General features: G+C 43.9%; 16 protein-coding genes and 9 tRNA genes. 7 read left to right on the forward strand and 18 right to left on the reverse strand.

Features of this window, described 5'->3' with window-relative positions; genetic code table 11:
- Window positions 1-58 precede the first annotated feature (58 nt).
- On the forward strand, window positions 59-607 hold the full coding sequence (locus FC26_RS12175) for a TetR/AcrR family transcriptional regulator (protein ID WP_057781278.1): 549 nt from the start codon (window positions 59-61) through the stop codon (window positions 605-607).
- Between the two features lie 44 nt (window positions 608-651).
- Here the strand turns inward: FC26_RS12175 and FC26_RS12180 are convergent, their stop codons facing one another.
- Complete coding sequence (locus FC26_RS12180) at window positions 652-1,209, reverse strand: TetR/AcrR family transcriptional regulator (RefSeq protein ID WP_057781281.1); 558 nt, start codon at window positions 1,207-1,209, stop codon at window positions 652-654.
- 143 nt (window positions 1,210-1,352) lie between these two features.
- Between FC26_RS12180 and FC26_RS12185 the strand changes: the two genes are divergently transcribed.
- Together FC26_RS12185 and FC26_RS12190 are read left to right on the forward strand one after the other, a co-directional pair.
- The gene (locus tag FC26_RS12185; protein ID WP_057781284.1) at window positions 1,353-2,120 is read left to right on the forward strand and encodes a hypothetical protein; all 768 of its coding nucleotides are present in this window, start codon (window positions 1,353-1,355) and stop codon (window positions 2,118-2,120) included.
- 168 nt (window positions 2,121-2,288) lie between these two features.
- The gene (locus FC26_RS12190) at window positions 2,289-2,813 is read left to right on the forward strand and encodes a TetR/AcrR family transcriptional regulator (protein ID WP_057781287.1); all 525 of its coding nucleotides are present in this window, start codon (window positions 2,289-2,291) and stop codon (window positions 2,811-2,813) included.
- Window positions 2,814-2,847: 34 nt separating this feature from the next.
- Here FC26_RS12190 and FC26_RS12195 read toward each other — a convergent pair whose 3' ends face one another.
- Window positions 2,848-3,921: a hypothetical protein gene (locus tag FC26_RS12195; RefSeq protein ID WP_057781290.1), complete on the reverse strand. Its 1,074-nt coding sequence runs from the start codon at window positions 3,919-3,921 to the stop codon at window positions 2,848-2,850.
- A 232-nt stretch (window positions 3,922-4,153) separates the two neighbouring features.
- Here FC26_RS12195 and FC26_RS12200 point away from each other — a divergent pair, with 232 nt between their 5' ends.
- Both FC26_RS12200 and FC26_RS12205 read left to right on the forward strand, forming a co-directional pair.
- Window positions 4,154-5,494, forward strand: coding sequence for an APC family permease (locus tag FC26_RS12200; RefSeq protein WP_057781293.1), 1,341 nt, complete (start codon window positions 4,154-4,156; stop codon window positions 5,492-5,494).
- A 5-nt stretch (window positions 5,495-5,499) separates the two neighbouring features.
- The gene (locus tag FC26_RS12205) at window positions 5,500-6,021 is read left to right on the forward strand and encodes an acyl-CoA thioesterase (RefSeq protein WP_057781296.1); all 522 of its coding nucleotides are present in this window, start codon (window positions 5,500-5,502) and stop codon (window positions 6,019-6,021) included.
- Window positions 6,022-6,063: 42 nt separating this feature from the next.
- Here FC26_RS12205 and pdxT read toward each other — a convergent pair whose 3' ends face one another.
- Both pdxT and pdxS read right to left on the reverse strand, forming a co-directional pair.
- Window positions 6,064-6,624: a pyridoxal 5'-phosphate synthase glutaminase subunit PdxT gene (gene pdxT, locus FC26_RS12210; protein ID WP_057781299.1), complete on the reverse strand. Its 561-nt coding sequence runs from the start codon at window positions 6,622-6,624 to the stop codon at window positions 6,064-6,066.
- Between the two features lie 16 nt (window positions 6,625-6,640).
- Window positions 6,641-7,525: a pyridoxal 5'-phosphate synthase lyase subunit PdxS gene (gene pdxS / locus FC26_RS12215; RefSeq protein ID WP_057781302.1), complete on the reverse strand. Its 885-nt coding sequence runs from the start codon at window positions 7,523-7,525 to the stop codon at window positions 6,641-6,643.
- A gap of 117 nt (window positions 7,526-7,642) precedes the next feature.
- On the opposite strand from pdxS, the gene FC26_RS12220 reads away from it, so the two are divergent.
- Window positions 7,643-9,079: an aminotransferase-like domain-containing protein gene (locus FC26_RS12220; protein ID WP_057781305.1), complete on the forward strand. Its 1,437-nt coding sequence runs from the start codon at window positions 7,643-7,645 to the stop codon at window positions 9,077-9,079.
- A gap of 54 nt (window positions 9,080-9,133) precedes the next feature.
- Here the strand turns inward: FC26_RS12220 and nrdG are convergent, their stop codons facing one another.
- The 5 genes from nrdG to FC26_RS12250 form a co-directional block, all read right to left on the reverse strand.
- Window positions 9,134-9,715, reverse strand: coding sequence for an anaerobic ribonucleoside-triphosphate reductase activating protein (gene nrdG, locus FC26_RS12225; protein ID WP_057781308.1), 582 nt, complete (start codon window positions 9,713-9,715; stop codon window positions 9,134-9,136).
- A complete protein-coding gene (nrdD, locus tag FC26_RS12230) occupies window positions 9,660-11,876 on the reverse strand; it encodes an anaerobic ribonucleoside-triphosphate reductase (protein WP_157061213.1) in 2,217 nt (738 codons plus the stop codon). The genes nrdG and nrdD overlap by 56 nt, the downstream gene beginning before the upstream one ends.
- 364 nt (window positions 11,877-12,240) lie before the next feature.
- Window positions 12,241-13,380 (reverse strand): GGDEF domain-containing protein, encoded by a 1,140-nt coding sequence (locus tag FC26_RS12240; RefSeq protein WP_057781317.1) that lies wholly within the window; start codon window positions 13,378-13,380, stop codon window positions 12,241-12,243.
- Between the two features lie 195 nt (window positions 13,381-13,575).
- Complete coding sequence (locus FC26_RS12245) at window positions 13,576-14,256, reverse strand: amino acid ABC transporter permease (RefSeq protein WP_057781320.1); 681 nt, start codon at window positions 14,254-14,256, stop codon at window positions 13,576-13,578.
- Between the two features lie 14 nt (window positions 14,257-14,270).
- On the reverse strand, window positions 14,271-15,098 hold the full coding sequence (locus FC26_RS12250) for a transporter substrate-binding domain-containing protein (protein ID WP_057781323.1): 828 nt from the start codon (window positions 15,096-15,098) through the stop codon (window positions 14,271-14,273).
- Window positions 15,099-15,485: 387 nt separating this feature from the next.
- Between FC26_RS12250 and FC26_RS12255 the strand changes: the two genes are divergently transcribed.
- The gene (locus FC26_RS12255; RefSeq protein ID WP_057781326.1) at window positions 15,486-16,460 is read left to right on the forward strand and encodes a glycosyltransferase; all 975 of its coding nucleotides are present in this window, start codon (window positions 15,486-15,488) and stop codon (window positions 16,458-16,460) included.
- Window positions 16,461-16,922: 462 nt separating this feature from the next.
- Here the strand turns inward: FC26_RS12255 and FC26_RS12260 are convergent.
- The 9 genes from FC26_RS12260 to FC26_RS12300 form a co-directional block, all read right to left on the reverse strand.
- Window positions 16,923-17,006, reverse strand: a tRNA-Leu gene (locus FC26_RS12260).
- Between the two features lie 32 nt (window positions 17,007-17,038).
- A tRNA-Cys gene (locus FC26_RS12265) sits at window positions 17,039-17,109 on the reverse strand.
- Between the two features lie 86 nt (window positions 17,110-17,195).
- Window positions 17,196-17,268: transfer RNA gene (locus tag FC26_RS12270), tRNA-His, on the reverse strand.
- Window positions 17,269-17,285: 17 nt separating this feature from the next.
- Window positions 17,286-17,356, reverse strand: a tRNA-Trp gene (locus FC26_RS12275).
- Window positions 17,357-17,364: 8 nt separating this feature from the next.
- Window positions 17,365-17,447: transfer RNA gene (locus FC26_RS12280), tRNA-Tyr, on the reverse strand.
- Between the two features lie 5 nt (window positions 17,448-17,452).
- A tRNA-Phe gene (locus FC26_RS12285) sits at window positions 17,453-17,525 on the reverse strand.
- A gap of 71 nt (window positions 17,526-17,596) precedes the next feature.
- Window positions 17,597-17,669: transfer RNA gene (locus tag FC26_RS12290), tRNA-Val, on the reverse strand.
- 6 nt (window positions 17,670-17,675) lie between these two features.
- Window positions 17,676-17,747, reverse strand: a tRNA-Glu gene (locus tag FC26_RS12295).
- A gap of 6 nt (window positions 17,748-17,753) precedes the next feature.
- Window positions 17,754-17,845, reverse strand: a tRNA-Ser gene (locus tag FC26_RS12300).
- Window positions 17,846-17,943: the final 98 nt, after the last annotated feature.

Below are 17,943 nucleotides of genomic sequence, written 5' to 3' on the forward strand. Positions count from 1 at the left end.
TATTGACAAATGTCGCCTAATTTGACATATGCTATAATATTGTTAAAGGAGACCTTTTATGACAGACTTAAGAATTCGACGCACCAAAGCTAACATTCAACGTGCTTTCATCCAGTTAGTCAATCAAGTCGGTTTCAAACACGTGACGGTTAAATCGATCGCGGATACCGCCTTGATCAATCGACAAACCTTTTATAAACACTATGAAGATAAGTATCAACTCGCTGATGAAATGATTGATGACTTCGTCGCAATCTACGATCAGGAACTGGAAAAACGACTCGTGCTTAAAGCCCAAAATGTATCATTTGAAGAGTCATTTGGTATCTTATTCCCCGAAGTACAGCAGCTTGTTGCCCACCGTTTTGACACGCTTAACGCTCTATTAACCATTCAAACGGATCAACCTTCACTTGAAAAGAAACTACAACAGGTTATGATCCAACATTTCAACCAGTTCTTGCCAGAAGAAATGACGGCGTTTGAAAAAGTCATTATTTCTTCCTTATTAGTTAATTTATTCGATTACTTCGTCACACATAAACAATTACCTGAACTGGCAGACGTGAAAAAAACATTGACGGACTTTCTGTTACTACTTAAATAAATAAAGCATGGTCGCATTCTGTCTATCGGACGCAACCATGCTTTTTAATTGTCATTATTGATCGATTCCAATAACCTCTCAATTTGCCGCAAACTCTGTTTCAGTTCCTGCCGTTGTGGTACTCGTTGTCGTTCCAGAATGAAATCTAGATCACTCATTGCCATATTCACAAACAAATAGACGGTAAAATTATCCTCATTGAGATGAAAAACTTGTTGATAAAATTTTCGAAAGAGGCGGCGGCACTGGGCATCAAAGCTATTGGTTCCCAGTGAAATGAGGCGCAACTGTTGTAGGACTGTCGTATTGGTAATCAGATAGGTCATTAAATGGGTCGAAAAAAATTGATAGTGATCCATCGTCATGGACCGTGACTCACGTAAACTCTGGTTCAGAGTATCTTCGATAACCGTAATATAGTCCATCATCACTGCTGTGGCCAATTCATACACCCCCGCATAGTGCGCGTAAAATGTCGACCGATCCACAAGACTGTCACGGGCCAATTGCGCCACTGTCAATGCGTCATAACCTGATCGTTGAATGCTAGTCACAAAAGTCCGTTTAATCTCTCGATCCGTTCGTTCATAGCGTTGATCCATGATTTCATCCCCATTCTTATTTTTATTCTACACTGTGTTGGATAATCCGGCAAACTGTTAACTATTGTGGTTCTGATATTCCCCAATCCCTGTTACGATACAGATAGTCTCACAACTGACACTCAATAAAGGAGATCGATTACATGGATAATTTAAAAATAGAAGTCACAATTGACGATACACCCGTATCACAACAAACTTTAGACCAGGTTCAAGCTCTACGAATCAAGCACGTCTTGCACGAAATGAAAGCTCTTGGTGCACCAGTCAATTTATCAGATTCTGCCATTGACTACCTTCCATACCCCGAAGCTAAGCAACGGTTGCTGGATCTCAAGGCACAGTATTCCCTGCCCCAATTCAAACAGCTCTATGCAGAACCTCTCGCAACGGCCGATCATTTTTGGCATCAAGTTGCTGAACAATCCGACGGTCGTGATCATCTTCAAGAAGGTCAGGTTAAACTGCACGTTGAAGGTATTAGCATGCCACAACTACAAGCTGTCCTAGGAAGTGAGTTGGGAAGTGATTTTGCAGCTCGCATCAATCCAGAACACTTCTATAGCGATGGCTCACTCACAGCTGGCCAACACATTATTGAAACATTTGGCTGTTTTGGCGAACCAACAGAAATGAACCTATACGTCGAACAAGGTGACTTTAAACCGGTCGTTCCCGATCCAACCTATCCCATCCAAATGAACGGCTACGTTGCATTGAGTAGTGATAATGATGATTTGGGACAGGGCTGGCGTGCTTATCACCAAATTCGTCCCACTGCAACGGGCTTCGATGCTATCCTGGCAGCATACCTACCATCTGCTACACCAACCGAGATCATCAACGGTCATAAATGGCACCTAGCCGTTGAATTTTCCGAAATGATCAAGTTTGCCGTTGCTCAAAATTAATATCACCAAGTATTTAAAGGCAGTAGCCATCATGGTTACCACCTTTTTTTTATCATTCACTTCAATTGATGACATCGAAACATCGCTTGACAAGTCTAGTGCACCATTACATGCTAGCAGCATAGTAACTCACCAATTTATTAATCACTAATACAAGGAGACTTTTTTATGTATACTGGCACGAATCCAACCGCACTTCGCTCACAAACATTACTTGTCGATGCAATGTTCACCTTGTTACAGCATGATACATTTGCCGATATTACCGTGCGCCAACTGACACAAGAAGCTCAACTATCACGCCAGACCTTTTACCAAATTTTCACCAGCAAAGAGGATGTTATCAAGTGTCGTATTCAAGGTCTCTTCGTCGAGTTTCAACAAACACTCAACAGGCAGCCGATTACACTGCACGCACTAATTACTTTGTTTTTCGCATTCTATCAAAAATATGCGACTATTTTTAATTTGTTACTCGACAATCATCTAGAACCCCTTCTTACAACTTACGCGCAAGACTGCATGGCTTCACTCCAACTCACGACTGAAAAAAATAACCATTATAGTCATAGTTTTATCGCCGCCGGATTAACTCAGGTTCTCGTTGATTGGCATTCCCACCAAGATACTGATATCGAAGAGGTCGCTCAATTGGTCGAACAACTGTTAAACCCAAATGCAATTACAAAATAAAAAACGAGCACTCATAGTCTCGTTTTACTAGCTACTAATTTATAGTTTTCCCAAAGTACATCTCTTCCCATAATCCCTGACTTTCATGGGTCTCACTGATCGTCTCACCTTGATAGACGTCCAAGCGAACTTTGCCAGAGAACCGCAGATAAGCACCGTCAAATCCGGTTAGTTTGGCCAGCACGTGCTTGACCCCGCTTACCTGATCGATCATTCGATCCTGCGTGATGGTCTGTTCCCATAAGTAGGTAATCCGGTAATGTTGTTTTCCGTCGTTATAATCGTAACTCACCGCTTTATGGTATGGCTTACCCGTCACATCATCAATTTGCCGATCCGATTCTTCATACGTGAGATACTTTGGATCATCAGCCAAAATACGATCGCCTTTGGCAAGCATAAAAACTGGTAAGGTCTGATAGCCATACTTTTTCTCTGCAGTCATATAACTTGAAATAACGGTGTAATCATCAATGTTAGCGCGCCCCCAATACCAATGGTGCATCACTTTCATTAAGGCAACATTACCCCAATTATGATCGTGGTAACAATTCCCTGATAATTGTTCGGTTCCTTTCTGCGTCGTCATCGTCACATCCGCAATTCCACGTGGTGTAGCCGGTAACCAGCCAAAATTAGTTTCGTCTTGGTCACCAAAAAAGATCGCCACGTTTCGACGCCATGCGGGAACGATATTGTGTGCGTCGACCATAACGGTAATATCTTCAGCCTGTACATGAATGACATAATGATTCAAATCACCCCGAAAATAATTGCCAGCAATTTTTATTTCCGCCCGTTGATCAGAAGCCGTAAATTCTGTGGGGCTAAAATGCATTGTATGGCTAATTTTCGTCCCATCTGGCCGCGTTAAGTCAATATCGATCATTGGCTTCAATCCGTTAGAGGGGTCAACAACCGATTTAGCGTAAAATGTGATCACTAATTGTGAGCCATCCGCTAAATTAGCATCAAAATACCACCACTCATAGTTTTCGCCGGCTGCGTCCGTTCGCATACCATCCTCCCACAAGGCAACCTCGTGCCGATTAAGATTAGCATTTTCAAAGTCTTGATCCAAATCAGCTAACCGTGCTCGTTTAGCCATTCTAACCACCATCCTTAAATAAATTATCTTTAACTATGCTCAAAATTAGCGAAAATCACGACAAGTGTCAACGTTTTGCCCCTAACATCAACAGATTCACAACTATGTCAGCTTTTTTTATTCATTATGTGTTCCTTATCCCCCAATAGCACGCTCTGATTTGCAATTTAATCTCATTATTAGTACTATTAAATTCGTTACACAATACATAGGAAGACTAGGTACTTGATACATGAAAAAAAATGAAACAGAACCTGTTGAACTAAGTCGTTCGCTCGGCCTCTGGTCCGCGTTATCACTTGTTGTTGGCACAATCATCGGAGTTGGGATCTTTGTTCGTCAATCTGCCGTCCTTGACGATGCGGGTTCAACGACTGGCGCCCTTCTGGCGTGGCTAGCTGGGGGGTTAATTACCCTGACGGCTGGTTTAACCATCGCCGAAATTGCCTCTCAAATGCCCCATACCGGTGGCCTATACGTCTACATGGAAAACATCTACGGCCGTATCTGGGGCTTTTTATCCGGCTGGATGCAGATCATTATTTATGGTCCGGCCATGATTGCCTCGCTGGGAGCTTACTTGTCACTACTCCTAATTGACTTTTTCCACATCCCCCACCAGTGGACCGTTCCCATTGCACTAATTGCCGTCATTGCCGTTGGTGTTTTGAATCTCTTTTCTAACCGCTACGGTGCCGGCTTCGCGATCGTGACAACGATCTGCAAACTAGTTCCCGTTGCCGCCTTAATCATCTTTGGGCTCTTCTTTGGTGACCAGAGTGCCCTTGGTCATTCGATCGAGACCGTCCATCAATCAGCTGGTGGATTCGGCGTCGCCATCTTGGCTACCCTCTTTGCCTTTGATGGCTGGATCTTAGTCGCTAATCTTGGTGGTGAAATCAAAAATCCCAGTAAACGGCTCCCGCAGGCAATCGTCCTCGGAATTTTGGCCGTCTTGGTGATTTACCTGCTCGTCAGTTACGGTGTCTTTCGTAGCTTGCCTGCCACGAAAATCCACGAACTCGGCACCGGCGCGATCCCTTACATGGCCACCAAAGATTTTGGCGCCATTGGTGGTAAGATTCTCAGTATTGGCATTATTATTTCTATCGTCGGTTGTATGAATGGCAAAATCATGACCTTCCCTCGCATTATGTACGCAATGGCACGGGACCGTGAGCTACCATTCCACAAATACTTAGCTTACTTAAATCCTAAGACCCACACCCCCATCTGGTGCACAATCACCACACTGTTTATCGCAGCAATCATGATTATTTTCTTTGACGCCGATCGACTGTCAGAACTTTGTATTTTCACCGTATACTGCTTTTATGTGATGGCCTTTTTTGGCCCCACAATTCTTCGACGTCGCAACCCAAACGCTAAGCGCGACTTCTCCATTCCGCTGTATCCCATCACGCCATTGATTGCAATTGGTGGTTCTCTCTTCGTTCTTATCAGTGAAGTAATGTCGGACTGGCAAGGTGTTCTAATTTCGTTTATTTTTGTTCTCATCGGAATTCCGGTATACTACTACCAAGTAAAAAAGCATCCTACTAAATCGGAGTGACAGCAATGACAGCACAACCTAGTATCACTTGTAATGAAACACTGGCGATTTCCGCTCACCGGATTTTCCCAGACGAACTCAACGAACACGGCACCTTATTTGGTGGTATCACGCTTAATATTGTTGATCGTGAAGCCTCACTGGCTGCAATGGAAGTTGCGCGACAAACGGTCGTGACGGCCAAACTGGACCACGTTAACTTTATTGCCCCATTTCAACTTCACAACTCAATGAACCTTGAGGCCTACGTCACCGGCATGGGGCATCGTTCAATTGAAGTCTTCGCTAAAATCATCGGCAAGGATCTCACAACAGGACAAACCTTTCTGGGCTTTACATGCTTTGCGACCTTCGTAATTGAAGATCAGCTCGCTCAGGTAAAATACAATCGTGTCATCCCCCAAACCGAAGAGCAACAGGCAATGTGTGCCGGCTACGAACAGCGCGTGCAGGAACGACGACAAGAACGGCAGCTCTTTCAAAAACAACTAGCTACAATAACCACGAATAAGCCGTGGCAAAATTAAAAAGAGTAGGAAACGTTATCGTTTCCTACTCTTTTTAATTGGTCATCCTCTGCCACGAACAATTTCGTCGATAAACAGTTGATGAAACCGACCATCATCCGTTAATTCTGGGTGAAACGCGGTCACCAATACATTGGCCTGTTGCGCAGCAACGATGCGTCCGTCAGGCAACGTGACAATTGGCTTGGCGGGCGTCTCAACACGGGTTAAAAATGGGGCCCGGATAAAGACCCCATGGAATGGCCGTGACCAGCCCATTACAGTTAGCTCAGTTTCAAAACTTTCACGCTGGCGGCCAAATCCATTACGCTCAACCTGCCCATTTAACCCATCCAACGAGTCGGGTTGCGCCAACAGGACTAACCCCGCACACGTTCCAAATACTGGTAGCCCACTTTTAACTAGTTGTTTGAGCGGCGTCAACATCTGTTCACGCACCAATAACTTTCGGATCGTGGTACTCTCACCACCGGGAATGACGATACCGTCAATCCCCGCTAAATCTGATAATTCATTAATTAGTTTTGTAGCTACACCACAGGCTTGGAGCTTGACCACATGCTCACTTACCGCTCCTTGCAAAGCTAAAACGCCAATCACCATTCACTTCACTCCCATTCTAAACGCCACGGCTAGCCATCTTTTGATCTTCTGATAATGTTGAAATTTCGATTCCCTTCATTGGATTACCCAGGTTTTCGGAAACACGGGCAATCAGATCCCAATCGGTTGGATGAGCCGTAGCCGTCACAATCGCCTTGGCAAACTTGGCCGGGTTTTCTGACTTAAAGATTCCGGACCCCACAAAAATTCCGTCAGCATCAAGATTCATCATCAATGCCGCATCAGCCGGAGTTGAAACCCCACCGGCCGCAAAGTTAATCACGGGGAGCTTGCCAGTTTCATGAACTTCCTGGACTAATTCGTACGGTGCCCGTAAATCACGCGCGATTGAAATCAACTGATCCTCATTGGCTGCCTGCACATGGGCAATTTGCTCATTCACTTTCTCCATATGCCGCACCGCTTCAATAATATTACCGGTCCCTGGTTCGCCCTTAGTTCTAAGCATCGAAGCCCCTTCACCAATTCGCCGTAGTGCCTCGCCCAAGTTGCGGCATCCACAAACAAACGGCACCGTAAACTTGGTCTTGTTAATGTGGTAATTATCGTCGGCTGGCGTCAAAACTTCACTCTCATCAATATAGTCTACGCCAATGGCCTCCAGAATTCGGGCTTCGGCCAAATGGCCAATCCGAGCCTTTGCCATCACTGGAATCGTCACGGCGGCTTCAATCGCCTTAATCATGGCCGGATCAGACATCCGAGCAACCCCACCGGCCGCCCGGATATCTGAAGGAACCCGTTCCAATGCCATTACGGCCACCGCGCCCGCAGCCTCTGCCACTCGAGCCTGTTCTACATTAGCAACGTCCATAATGACGCCACCTTTTTGCATCTGTGCCATTCCGCGTTTAACAAGTGTCGTTCCTGTTTGTGTCATTTTAAATTCCTCCATCTTTCATTGAAAATTGGCTTTATCTTATGGTATCCTAGGACCAATTCAAACCACCAATTGGCAGGTATTTATCCCAACCAATTTCAAAGAGGGTCTTTAAAAATGAACTGGCAACTTCCAACGGGTACTGATGCACCATACTTAAAGTTGATAAATTTAATTTCAACCGCGATCACGACCGGTCAATTACTCCCCGGATCACGGCTCCCGCCAGAACGACAATTAGCACAATCACTTCATATCAACCGGTCTACCGTTCAGCATGCCTTTAATGAACTAGTCAGTCGCGGGATTCTCATCCGAAAAATCGGTAGCGGCACCTGGGTTAACTCCGGCAAATGGGGCGTCCTCTCCCAATCAGTTAATTGGCAAAGCTACCTCACCACCGGCCGACTCAGTGATCCCGAACACTACATGGTTCAATTACGACACCTTGAAGCCGATCCAGCCAGCATCAATCTCTCGCACGCTAGTATCACGTCTAATTTAGCTTTACCGATCACCCTACGCGATTTGTCATCCGATGAACTACTTAACCAAGAAACACAGACTGCCATCACTGGTGCAACCAGCCTTAAAACCGCGCTAGTTCACCGATTGTCACCGGTTCTCGGCACCGCACTGACACCTGACCAAATTCTCATTACCTCGGGCGCGCAACAAGCCTTTTACTTAATCACCCAGGGACTACTCTCATACGGAGACGCCATTGCTATTGAAGCGCCGTCCTACTTTTATCAGCTGTCACTCTTCCAGGCAGCCGGTATTCGGGTTTTTGGGGTACCACTTAATGATGATGGGAGCTTGGACCTTGAGGTTTTACAAAAACTATACTATCAGCACCATTTACGATTCTTATTCGTCAATCCTACGGGGCAAAATCCAACCAGTCGTACGATGCCCCTTGCGGCCCGTCAGGCACTGATTACATGCTGTCATCGTCTCCAACTTCCCATCGTGGAAGATGATCCGCATGGACTCACAAACGCCGTGACCCAGCACCCCATTCAACCGCTCAAAGCACTCGACTTCGATAACGTACTCTACGTAGGCTCACTATCAACGCTTACGGGGGCCCATACGCGCATTGGCTGGCTAATTGCACCGAGTGCCGTCACGGTGCGTCTCGCCGAAATTCGACAACAAATGGAAGCTGGGATCAGTATCTTTCCACAAATTGTTGCCACCCAACTACTCAACCAATCCATTCTTGTTGATCAAATCAACGCCCAGCAGCAGCAACTTTACCAACAACAGGCCCTTTTAGCCGCCTGTTTGGCACCGTTTGTTCAATCAAACCAGCTTAGTTATCAACTGCCGCAAAATGGTAATAGTTTCTGGGTTCATTTACACACGAGACACTCATTGACGTTAAGCGACTACCATCAATTCCTACATCACAAAGTCCTTGTTCGACCAGATTTCTTGTTTGGCGTTCACCAAAACTGCGTCCGAATGAGTTATCCGAGACTGCAGCCTGCACAAATCAATGATCTTCAGCGGCGACTAGCCACGCTCCTGAACGAGTTATCCGATTAAAAAACACAACAAAAGGCCTCGACTAACGTCAATGTTAATCGAGGCCTTTATTTTTTATCGAACGAGTTTATCCCAAATCACAACTTCATTTTGTGCCAGTGACTTAGGAACATCGATGATTCGTTGATTAGAGCTTCCCCGGAATTGAAGGGTTAAATCCTTTTTATCAAGCATAAACCGATCATCAACAAGGATATCGAGAAGCGATAAAAGTTCTAATTTATCGTCTGATTCTTTCATCAATTCATCCCACTTATACCCAGTCCACGACCAAATATCCTTATCGTGACCAAATTCTTTTCGAACTCGCTTGCACAACTGGATGCAAACTTGAGTATTGAGGAAGGGTTCTCCCCCTAGCAGGGTTAATCCTTGAACGTAAGACTCACTCATATCCTTAATAATTTGGTCCTCTAGTTCCTGCGTGTAGGGATGACCAAAGTGAAAATTTTGCGCAATTTTATTGTAGCAACCAGGGCAGTTAAACAGGCATCCACTAACGTAGAGACTGCAACGAACACCTTCACCATCAACAAAATTGAAGGGCTTATAGCTCGCAATATAGCCTAGACTATGATCCTTAGCCAACCACTCTTTCGGCATCGGATTGTTTGGCTTTTTCGTGTTCTGCGGCATGTTTAATCATATCTCCTGACATATGCTTTACTCGTGCTGAAATTTCAAGATGCCGGCCATGAACCATTGGCCGTTGTTGTGGATTACCTAAGTAACCACAAGTCCGCTTCACAACATCACAATATTGCGGATCGTGATTACCACATTGTGGGCATTGGAAGCCCTTAGCAGTGGCCTTAAAGTCACCATGGAAACCACACTTGAAGCATTGATCAATTGCAGTATTCGTCCCCAAATAACCAACATGATCGTAGGCCCAATCCCAGACAGCTTCAAGCGCCTTAGGATTTTGACGTAGGTTTGGATACTCGCAGTAGTGGATAAAACCACCCGCAGCGTACTTCGGAAAGATCTCTTCAAATGACAGCTTCTGGAATGGTGTTGGGTGTTTGCGAACATCATAGTGGAAACTATTTGTGTAGTATTCCTTGTCGGTCACGTCTTCAACTTTCCCGAACTTCTTCAAATCGGCCTGACAGAATGTGTCAGTCAATGATTCAGCCGGCGTTGAATACAGGCTGAAGTGGTAGCCTTCTTCCTTTTCCCATGCTTTACAGTCGTCAGACATATACTTCACGATTGCTTCCGCAAAATCATGGGCTTCAGGATCGTCTTCCCATTGGGGACCGAAGAATGTGGTGCAGACTTCATAAAGTCCGATATAGCCAAGAGAAACCGTTGCACGACTATTCTTGAAGAACTCATCAACACTATCATCTTTATCTAGTCGCTTTCCAAATGCACCATACATATAGAGTAACGGGGCGTTTTCTGGTTTCGCTTCCTTAGTCCGTTCAATACGATAGTCCAGAGCTTGCTTACACAAAGTCATCTTTTCTTTCATAATATCCCAGAACAAGTCTTTGTCACCCTGTGCTTCTAGTGCCACCCGTGGAAGGTTGACCGTCACCACACCCAAATTCATTCGTCCAGAATTCACTTCTACCCCATTATCATCCTTCCAGCCTTGGAGAAATGACCGACATCCCATCGGAGTTTTGAAACTTCCAGTAATTTCTTTGATCTTGTCATACATTAATAGATCAGGGTACATCCGCTTGGTTGAACATTCGAGTGCGAGTTGCTTGATATCATAGTTGGGATCCGTTACATCTAGGTTCAATCCACGTTTAACGGTGAACACCAGCTTAGGGAAAATGGCGGTTCTGTGTTCCTTCCCCAACCCTTTGATCCGGATCTCTAGGATCGCCTTTTGAATTTCACGTTCAATCCAATTAGTTCCTAAACCGAAATTAACGGTCGTAAATGGCGTCTGGCCTTGTGATGAGTACAAGGTATTAATTTCGTATTCGAGGGCCTGCATGGCGTCGTAAATGTCCTTCTTGGTCTTCTTTTGGGCGAAGGCCTCCCGTTTTTCAGGCGCAATCCATTCCTCGGCATCTTTCATGTGCTTGTCGTAGTTCAATTGGGCATATGGTGCTAGCAGTTGATCGACACGGTTTGCGGAACATCCCCCGTACTGTAACGATGCCACATTAGCAATGATCTGTGCCATTTGCGCGGTAGCCGTTTGAATTGACTTCGGTGAAGCCACCCACGCATTTCCGATCTTAAATCCATTTTTGAGCATTTCATCAAAATCAATCAAGCAACAATTGGTCTCGGGCGTTACTGGTGAATAGTCCAAATCGTGCCAATGAATATCACCACGCAGATGGGCCTTAGCCACTACTTCTGGCATCATTTGTAACCCCAAGGCACGGCTCACAGAACCAGCTTCCAGATCACGTTGGGTATTAAATACTTTACTATCCTTATTCGCATTTTCATGAACAACTGTATCGGACTGGTTAAACAACTTATTTAAGCGGTAGGTTGGATCAGTGGCCTGCTTAAAGTTGGCTTCTGATTGCTCGTAATAGGCTTGGTAGCTTTGTGCCAAATCATCATGATTAGCTTCGATCAATGCTTCCTTAATGGCACCAGCAATCTCTGCTGTTTCAACTTCCTGACGATCATTAAATTGATCGTAGAGTGATTGGAAAACAAAGTCGCTCACCGCTTGATCTGCGCCTAATTGTTGGAGGACTAAGTTAATTTTATATGGGTAAAAATTAGTAGGTGTTCCGTCACGTTTAATTACTTTCAAAGCCTTTAAGACGGCCGTTTGTGTCTCAATTGCAATTTGTAAATTCATCATCAATTCCCCCGAACATCAGCATTTCTTTTGCTGTAAATTTCTTAGTTTCTACACTCGTTATGTTAGCCCATAAATAGCAAAAACACAACATATAGTATCGGCTTTTTTGAGCTAATACAATATGTTGTGCTTTATGCAGGAGCAACTTTTGGTGCATTTTTACACCTTATTTGAGATTCGATTAATCGTTCGATTATGATGCGAAACAATCGATAGGTTACGGATCTTCGAATAGACAGTGTTTAAATTCTACATCATTTTTAAGCAAATGAAAAGCCAAATTTAGTATTTGATAAATGAAAATATGCAGAAACTTTTTTGACCTTTTTTGTCACTTTCCTAACAAGAGACATTCTAATCTAGCCTATCCGACCTGAACAGATTCCCCGCGGATAGTAATCATATTACGGCCATTTTCCTTAGAATGATACAAATCTTTATCCGCCCGTCGGTACACTTCAAGGTAGCTATCGTCGTCTTGTATCACGTCATCACAGCCAATCGACACCGTCCATTGGACCGCCTGCTGATTAACAATCATCTGCTGCTGCCGAATGGTTTGCTGAATCCGTTGACAAAAGTCCTTTAGCCAAGCTTCATCCCGATTTTTAACTGGCATCAGTAGGCTAAACTCCTCACCACCGGTCCGGTAGGCTTGATTAGGGGCGCCTTCTTGATCAATCAAGTGTGCCAACACCCGTGCCGTTTGTTGGAGCACATCATTACCAACCAAATGACCAAACGTATCATTGATGTGCTTAAAATGATCAATGTCCATTGTAATGAGCACAAAAGATTGAGACTGTTCCTGAAACGCCGTATAAAACGTATTAAGCTCCGTACTAAATGCGCGAAAGTTCTTTAATCCCGTAAGTTCATCGTGACTGACTTGATTGGCCAGCATCATTTCACGATTATAATCGCGTCTTAGTCGAATATTAAAAGCGTTCACAATTAAGAATTGAATGTTGAACATCAAAAAATTAATTGCCCAATCAGCAAAAGTATCGTTGACCATTGTCATAGCAACCGTGTACCACACAGCCACACTCACAATTAGCGTTGCTAACCAAATTCGCCAAAACTGCCGCAACAGCCATTCGGCATAGCGGCAAATCAATAGTGAGCCTACCAAAACAAAGATAAACGTCAGCCATGCTCGCCAATCGGAAAAGAATCCCCGCTCCCAATAAAACAGAATTAAGGTACCGGTCAAAAAAGCCATCCCAATTCGTGACGATACCGTCACGGCCAAATAGACGTATAGAATAATTTGGATGTTTAAAAAGACCCAGTCAAACGAAACTGCCCCGGCACTATAATTTTTAAACGTCACAACTTCCGTATGCAAAAAGACGAGCATTCCAAACAAGATAGTCGCAATCGTCGTATCGACCATCACAGACGTCAACCTGATCGTATTTAATCGATCTTCTAACCACTTACACACGGCAATAACGCCCATGATTAAAAACAAGTTCCCAATTTCAAATTCGTAATACATGCTGACTCCCCACTGTCCGATACTGTGTCATTGCTGGTTGTCCAATCCGGTAAACCAGCCGCTTCTAAAAAGAATATGCGACCTCACAGCCAAATTCAAGTAGTTGCGACTAACTTGTTAAGGGGATAATCATTTTCAATCAAAAAAAGAGCCGCCAAAGATAATTGGCAGACTCTCATCGTTCCATATAATTATTTAGTGGGCGTACTTACTACCCATCCGTTTCTCAAATACCTTCATCACTTGTGCAAGAACTTGCGTCAAGACGAAGTAGATCACCGCAGCCACGAGCAGAGGTGGCACGAAATCGTACAAGGTTCCACCGACCCCCAGTGCTTGGGCAGTTACTTCTTGAACCCCAATATAGAACAATACTGAAGATTCCTTAATCAGAGTAATGAATTCATTTCCTAAAGCCGGCAAGATATTCCGCACTGCTTGTGGCAGGACAATTGAAAACATAGTTTGACGGCCACTAAGTCCCAAAGACATCCCTGCTTCAGTTTGTCCCTTAGCAATTGAAATAATTCCTGAACGGAAGATTTCAGCCGTATAAGCGCCTGAATTAATCCCCAACGCGATCGCACCTGGAATCATCCGGTCCAACCCAGATCCAAGGAACTGAATTGAAGGAATCGGCAAAACTTTTGATAAGGTGTAATAGATCAACATCACTTGGATCATCGATGGTGTTCCACGGACAATTGAAATATAAAGTCGTGAAATCCACTGTAATACTTTGAGATGTGACAAACGCATCAGCACCATGATGAGTCCAAGGACGATCCCCAGAGCAACCCCAATAATTGAAATAATAATTGTTAATGCAGTTCCGTCTAAGAACAACGGATAATACTGGCCTAGGAAACTAAACATTTACATACTCCTTTTTATTTTCCGTACTTCGATTGAAGATCTTGTGATTTTTGCAATAATTTATCCATGTCACCGTTCTTCTGAAGCTTAGTGATAACTTTGTTAACTTTCTTCATCAGCTTCTTGTCACCCTTCCGAGCAGCAACGTTGATATAACGTTGTGACTTAGGTGTCGTCAAGTTAACCTTGGCAACCGCATACTTATCAGGGTAATTCTTCAAGTAGTTATCAGCAATTTCATTTTCAACGACAACTCCGTCAAGTTTACCGTTTAGCAATTCTGTCGTCAAGCTCGTAACCAAACCTTCTGAAACGACCGTTGCCTTCGTTTGCTCCTTGGCGATGCTTTCTTGTGTGGTCGTTTGTTGTGCCCCAATTTGAGCACCCTTCGTATCAGCAATCGTGTTGAACTTGTTTGCATCCTGCTTCTTAACTAACAAAACGTTGCGAACAGTGTAGTAACTCTTTGAAAAAGCGACCTGTTTCTTACGAGCATTAGTTGAAACCATCCCGGCCATTACCAGATCAACTTTGTTACCCTTCAAATCAGAAATCAATGATGTAAATTCAGTATTTTGAACCTTCAGCTTAACGCCTAGTTCATCCGCAATCTTTTGGGCGATTAAAATATCGTAACCAGTAATTTGCTTCTTACCATTCTTAACGATCGGAAATTCAAATGGTGCGTAATCGGCAGAAGTTCCGACAACCAAAGTTCCTTTATCCTGAATCTTTTTAACACTATTATCTGAGCTCTTGCTGCCACAACCGGCAAGCCCAACGGATAGCACCATCACCACACTAAGTGCGACTAACCAACTTTTCTTCATCCACTTTTTCATCTCAATTTCCTCCTCAACAGTTCCATCCTAATGACATTGAATATTTATTCAGGCATTCTTTTAATGTGTCCCTTGTTTATCCCGAAGCAAGGGCAATAACACCCCTTTATTGAAATATAGAATGCATAAATCTGTTTTTTTATACTACAGATATCATAAATTAAACCTTGATTAAAAGCAAGTGAAAATATCAAAAAAGTTGCATAATAATCCTTTTTTCTTCATTTTTTCACTTTATTATGCATAAAAATAACGTTTACATCAATAAGGGCCCTCATATTGGCTTTCATTTAAGACAACAAATCCGGCTTTTCTGAGCTTAGGCTACTGCATTCCGTTAATTGACGTGGTATGGTTAGTTATAATTAAGTTAAGGAGGCGGTTATATTGGCAAAATACGTGGCTCATGCCCATTCAAAAATTATTTTATCCTCTCATAAGGTCAGAAAAGACATTGTGTCGATTGCTAGTAAACTAGGCTATTTAAGTTTTGAATCGGATGAACAAAATAATTTTGATCAGAATATCGAACAAATGCGGCGCGATGATGTCCTCCTCTTTCCTTTTCCATCAGGTAAAGGACGGGAACAAGATGATTTGGCCTTTCTAACCAAGATCAAAGAAAAACAGGTTAAATTGATTCTAATCACGCTTAATATTGATTACCTACGCTATGACACCGCAGATAAAGCAGCTACGGTCAGCGCACTGCAACAAGCAGACGTGTTAATTACCCTCTCTCAAGCGATGAATCAACAGCTTCTTTTGGATGGGGTTAATGTCCCGATGGTCGTGCTTGATCTTCACGACTACCTTTCAGAGGGAGAAATTCTACCAGCAACATACATGAAGAAACTCATTTTTGCTGGTTCTCCCTACAAAGCCACCTATATGCAAGGATGGCAATCACATATTCCCATTGATATTTTTGCTCGCGAAGAGGCTATCGATCATATCGATCAACTTCACGACTCAATTTCGTACACCGGGTACCTAACCCCTGATAAAATGCCGAACTTAATTAACTACGGCTTTGGACTCGCTTTTGATGTTGATTCGGATGCTGGTCACTTTGCAAACTATCAAACGCTGAATCTCTCACATAAGGTATCCCTGTTTCTTGCAGCTGGATTACCAATCATTGTCAATGCTCGAGCAGCGTCCGCACCAATTCTACGAGCCGCCAATGCTGCACTTGTCATTGACAGTATTGGCGATATTGAAGATATTTTCTACGCAATGGATGACGTTCAATATCATAAACTGGCTCATGGGTCCGCACAGCTGGGGCGTCTTGTGCGTGACGGATTCTTCTACACAAAGGCGGTTCGGCAAGCTGAACAGTTAATTGATGTCGAATAAGAGCCTGATTCAAAAACATAAGATTGTTGTTTCAATCTGAATATTTTATCCCATTCATTGATCTAATCAGGTACCAAATTGCTATGCTAACTTGCCAGTCGTATGATTTATACTTTAAATCATACGGCTGTTTTAATTAAACCCACAAAGCAGGACTTCGGATCCCATAGAGGTTTCATTGACAATATAACGTAATTAAAGTTTCCGAAAAACGCATAAAAAGAGCTGTGCGTAGATCACAGCTCTTGAGCTAAACACGATTGGGATGGTACGTGTCAGCTTGCACAAAGTGTATGAGGGTCCTTAACAACTAGGACTTCGCTAGTTTACCATAAACCATTTACCTAAACTGGCTCCTTATTTCACTGAATTCCGAATCTTTGATGGTTAAATGATAATAAAAAAGACATCCTGTAAGCTCAAACACTTACAAGATGTCTTTTAACCTATGATCATCAATTATGCCGCCGGTGGGGGTCGAACCCACACTCCCTTGCGGGAACTGGATTTTGAGTCCAGCGCGTCTGCCAATTCCGCCACAGCGGCATCAAGTGTCACTAAGCAAACTGACAATCATAAGGTGGTAACCGGATTTGAACCGGTGATGAAGGTTTTGCAGACCTCTGCCTTACCACTTGGCTATACCACCATGTTACTAGCGATCAGGAAATCAATCAATTAACATGATGGAGTCAAAGTCCACAACATCATCACTTGGCCAAAACCCAATCAAAGGGCGGTATGTGGGGATCGAACCCACGCGTGCCGGATCCACAAACCGGTGTGTTAACCACTTCACCAATACCGCCAAGATATTCAGTTAAGCAGGGATAGTAGGAGTTGAACCCACACTGACGGTTTTGGAGACCGTAGTTCTACCATTAAACTATATCCCTATAAAAAATGGAGGGGAGTGGATTCGAACCACCGAACCCGAAGGAGCGGATTTACAGTCCGCCGCGTTTAGCCAGACTTCGCTACCCCTCCATAAATGGCGCGGGACGGAATCGAACCGCCGACACACGGAGCTTCAATCCGTTGCTCTACCGACTGAGCTACCGAGCCATTGAGGTAACTAATAAAATTAACAATAACTATGATACGCTTTCTTGGGTAAAAAAGCAAATTATTGTTGATGGAGGATACAGGGCTCGAACCTGTGACCCTCTGCTTGTAAGGCAGACGCTCTCCCAACTGAGCTAATCCTCCAAAAAGTGACCCGTACGGGATTTGAACCCATGTTACCGCCGTGAAAGGGCGGTGTCTTAACCACTTGACCAACGGGTCATACAACGGAGAGTAAGGGATTCGAACCCTTGAAACAGGCTTTAACCCGTTTACATCATTTCCAATGATGCTCCTTCGGCCAGCTCGGACAACTCTCCAGTATCCAAGGCCCCTAAGACATAAGGTGCCAAAGTTCAATTGTGCATGGCGACGTCCTACCCTCGCAGGGAGCGATCCCCCAACTACTCTCGGCGCT

It is taken from the genome of Paucilactobacillus vaccinostercus DSM 20634, assembly GCF_001436295.1.
In the GTDB taxonomy this organism is placed as follows: Bacteria; Bacillota; Bacilli; order Lactobacillales; family Lactobacillaceae; genus Paucilactobacillus; species Paucilactobacillus vaccinostercus.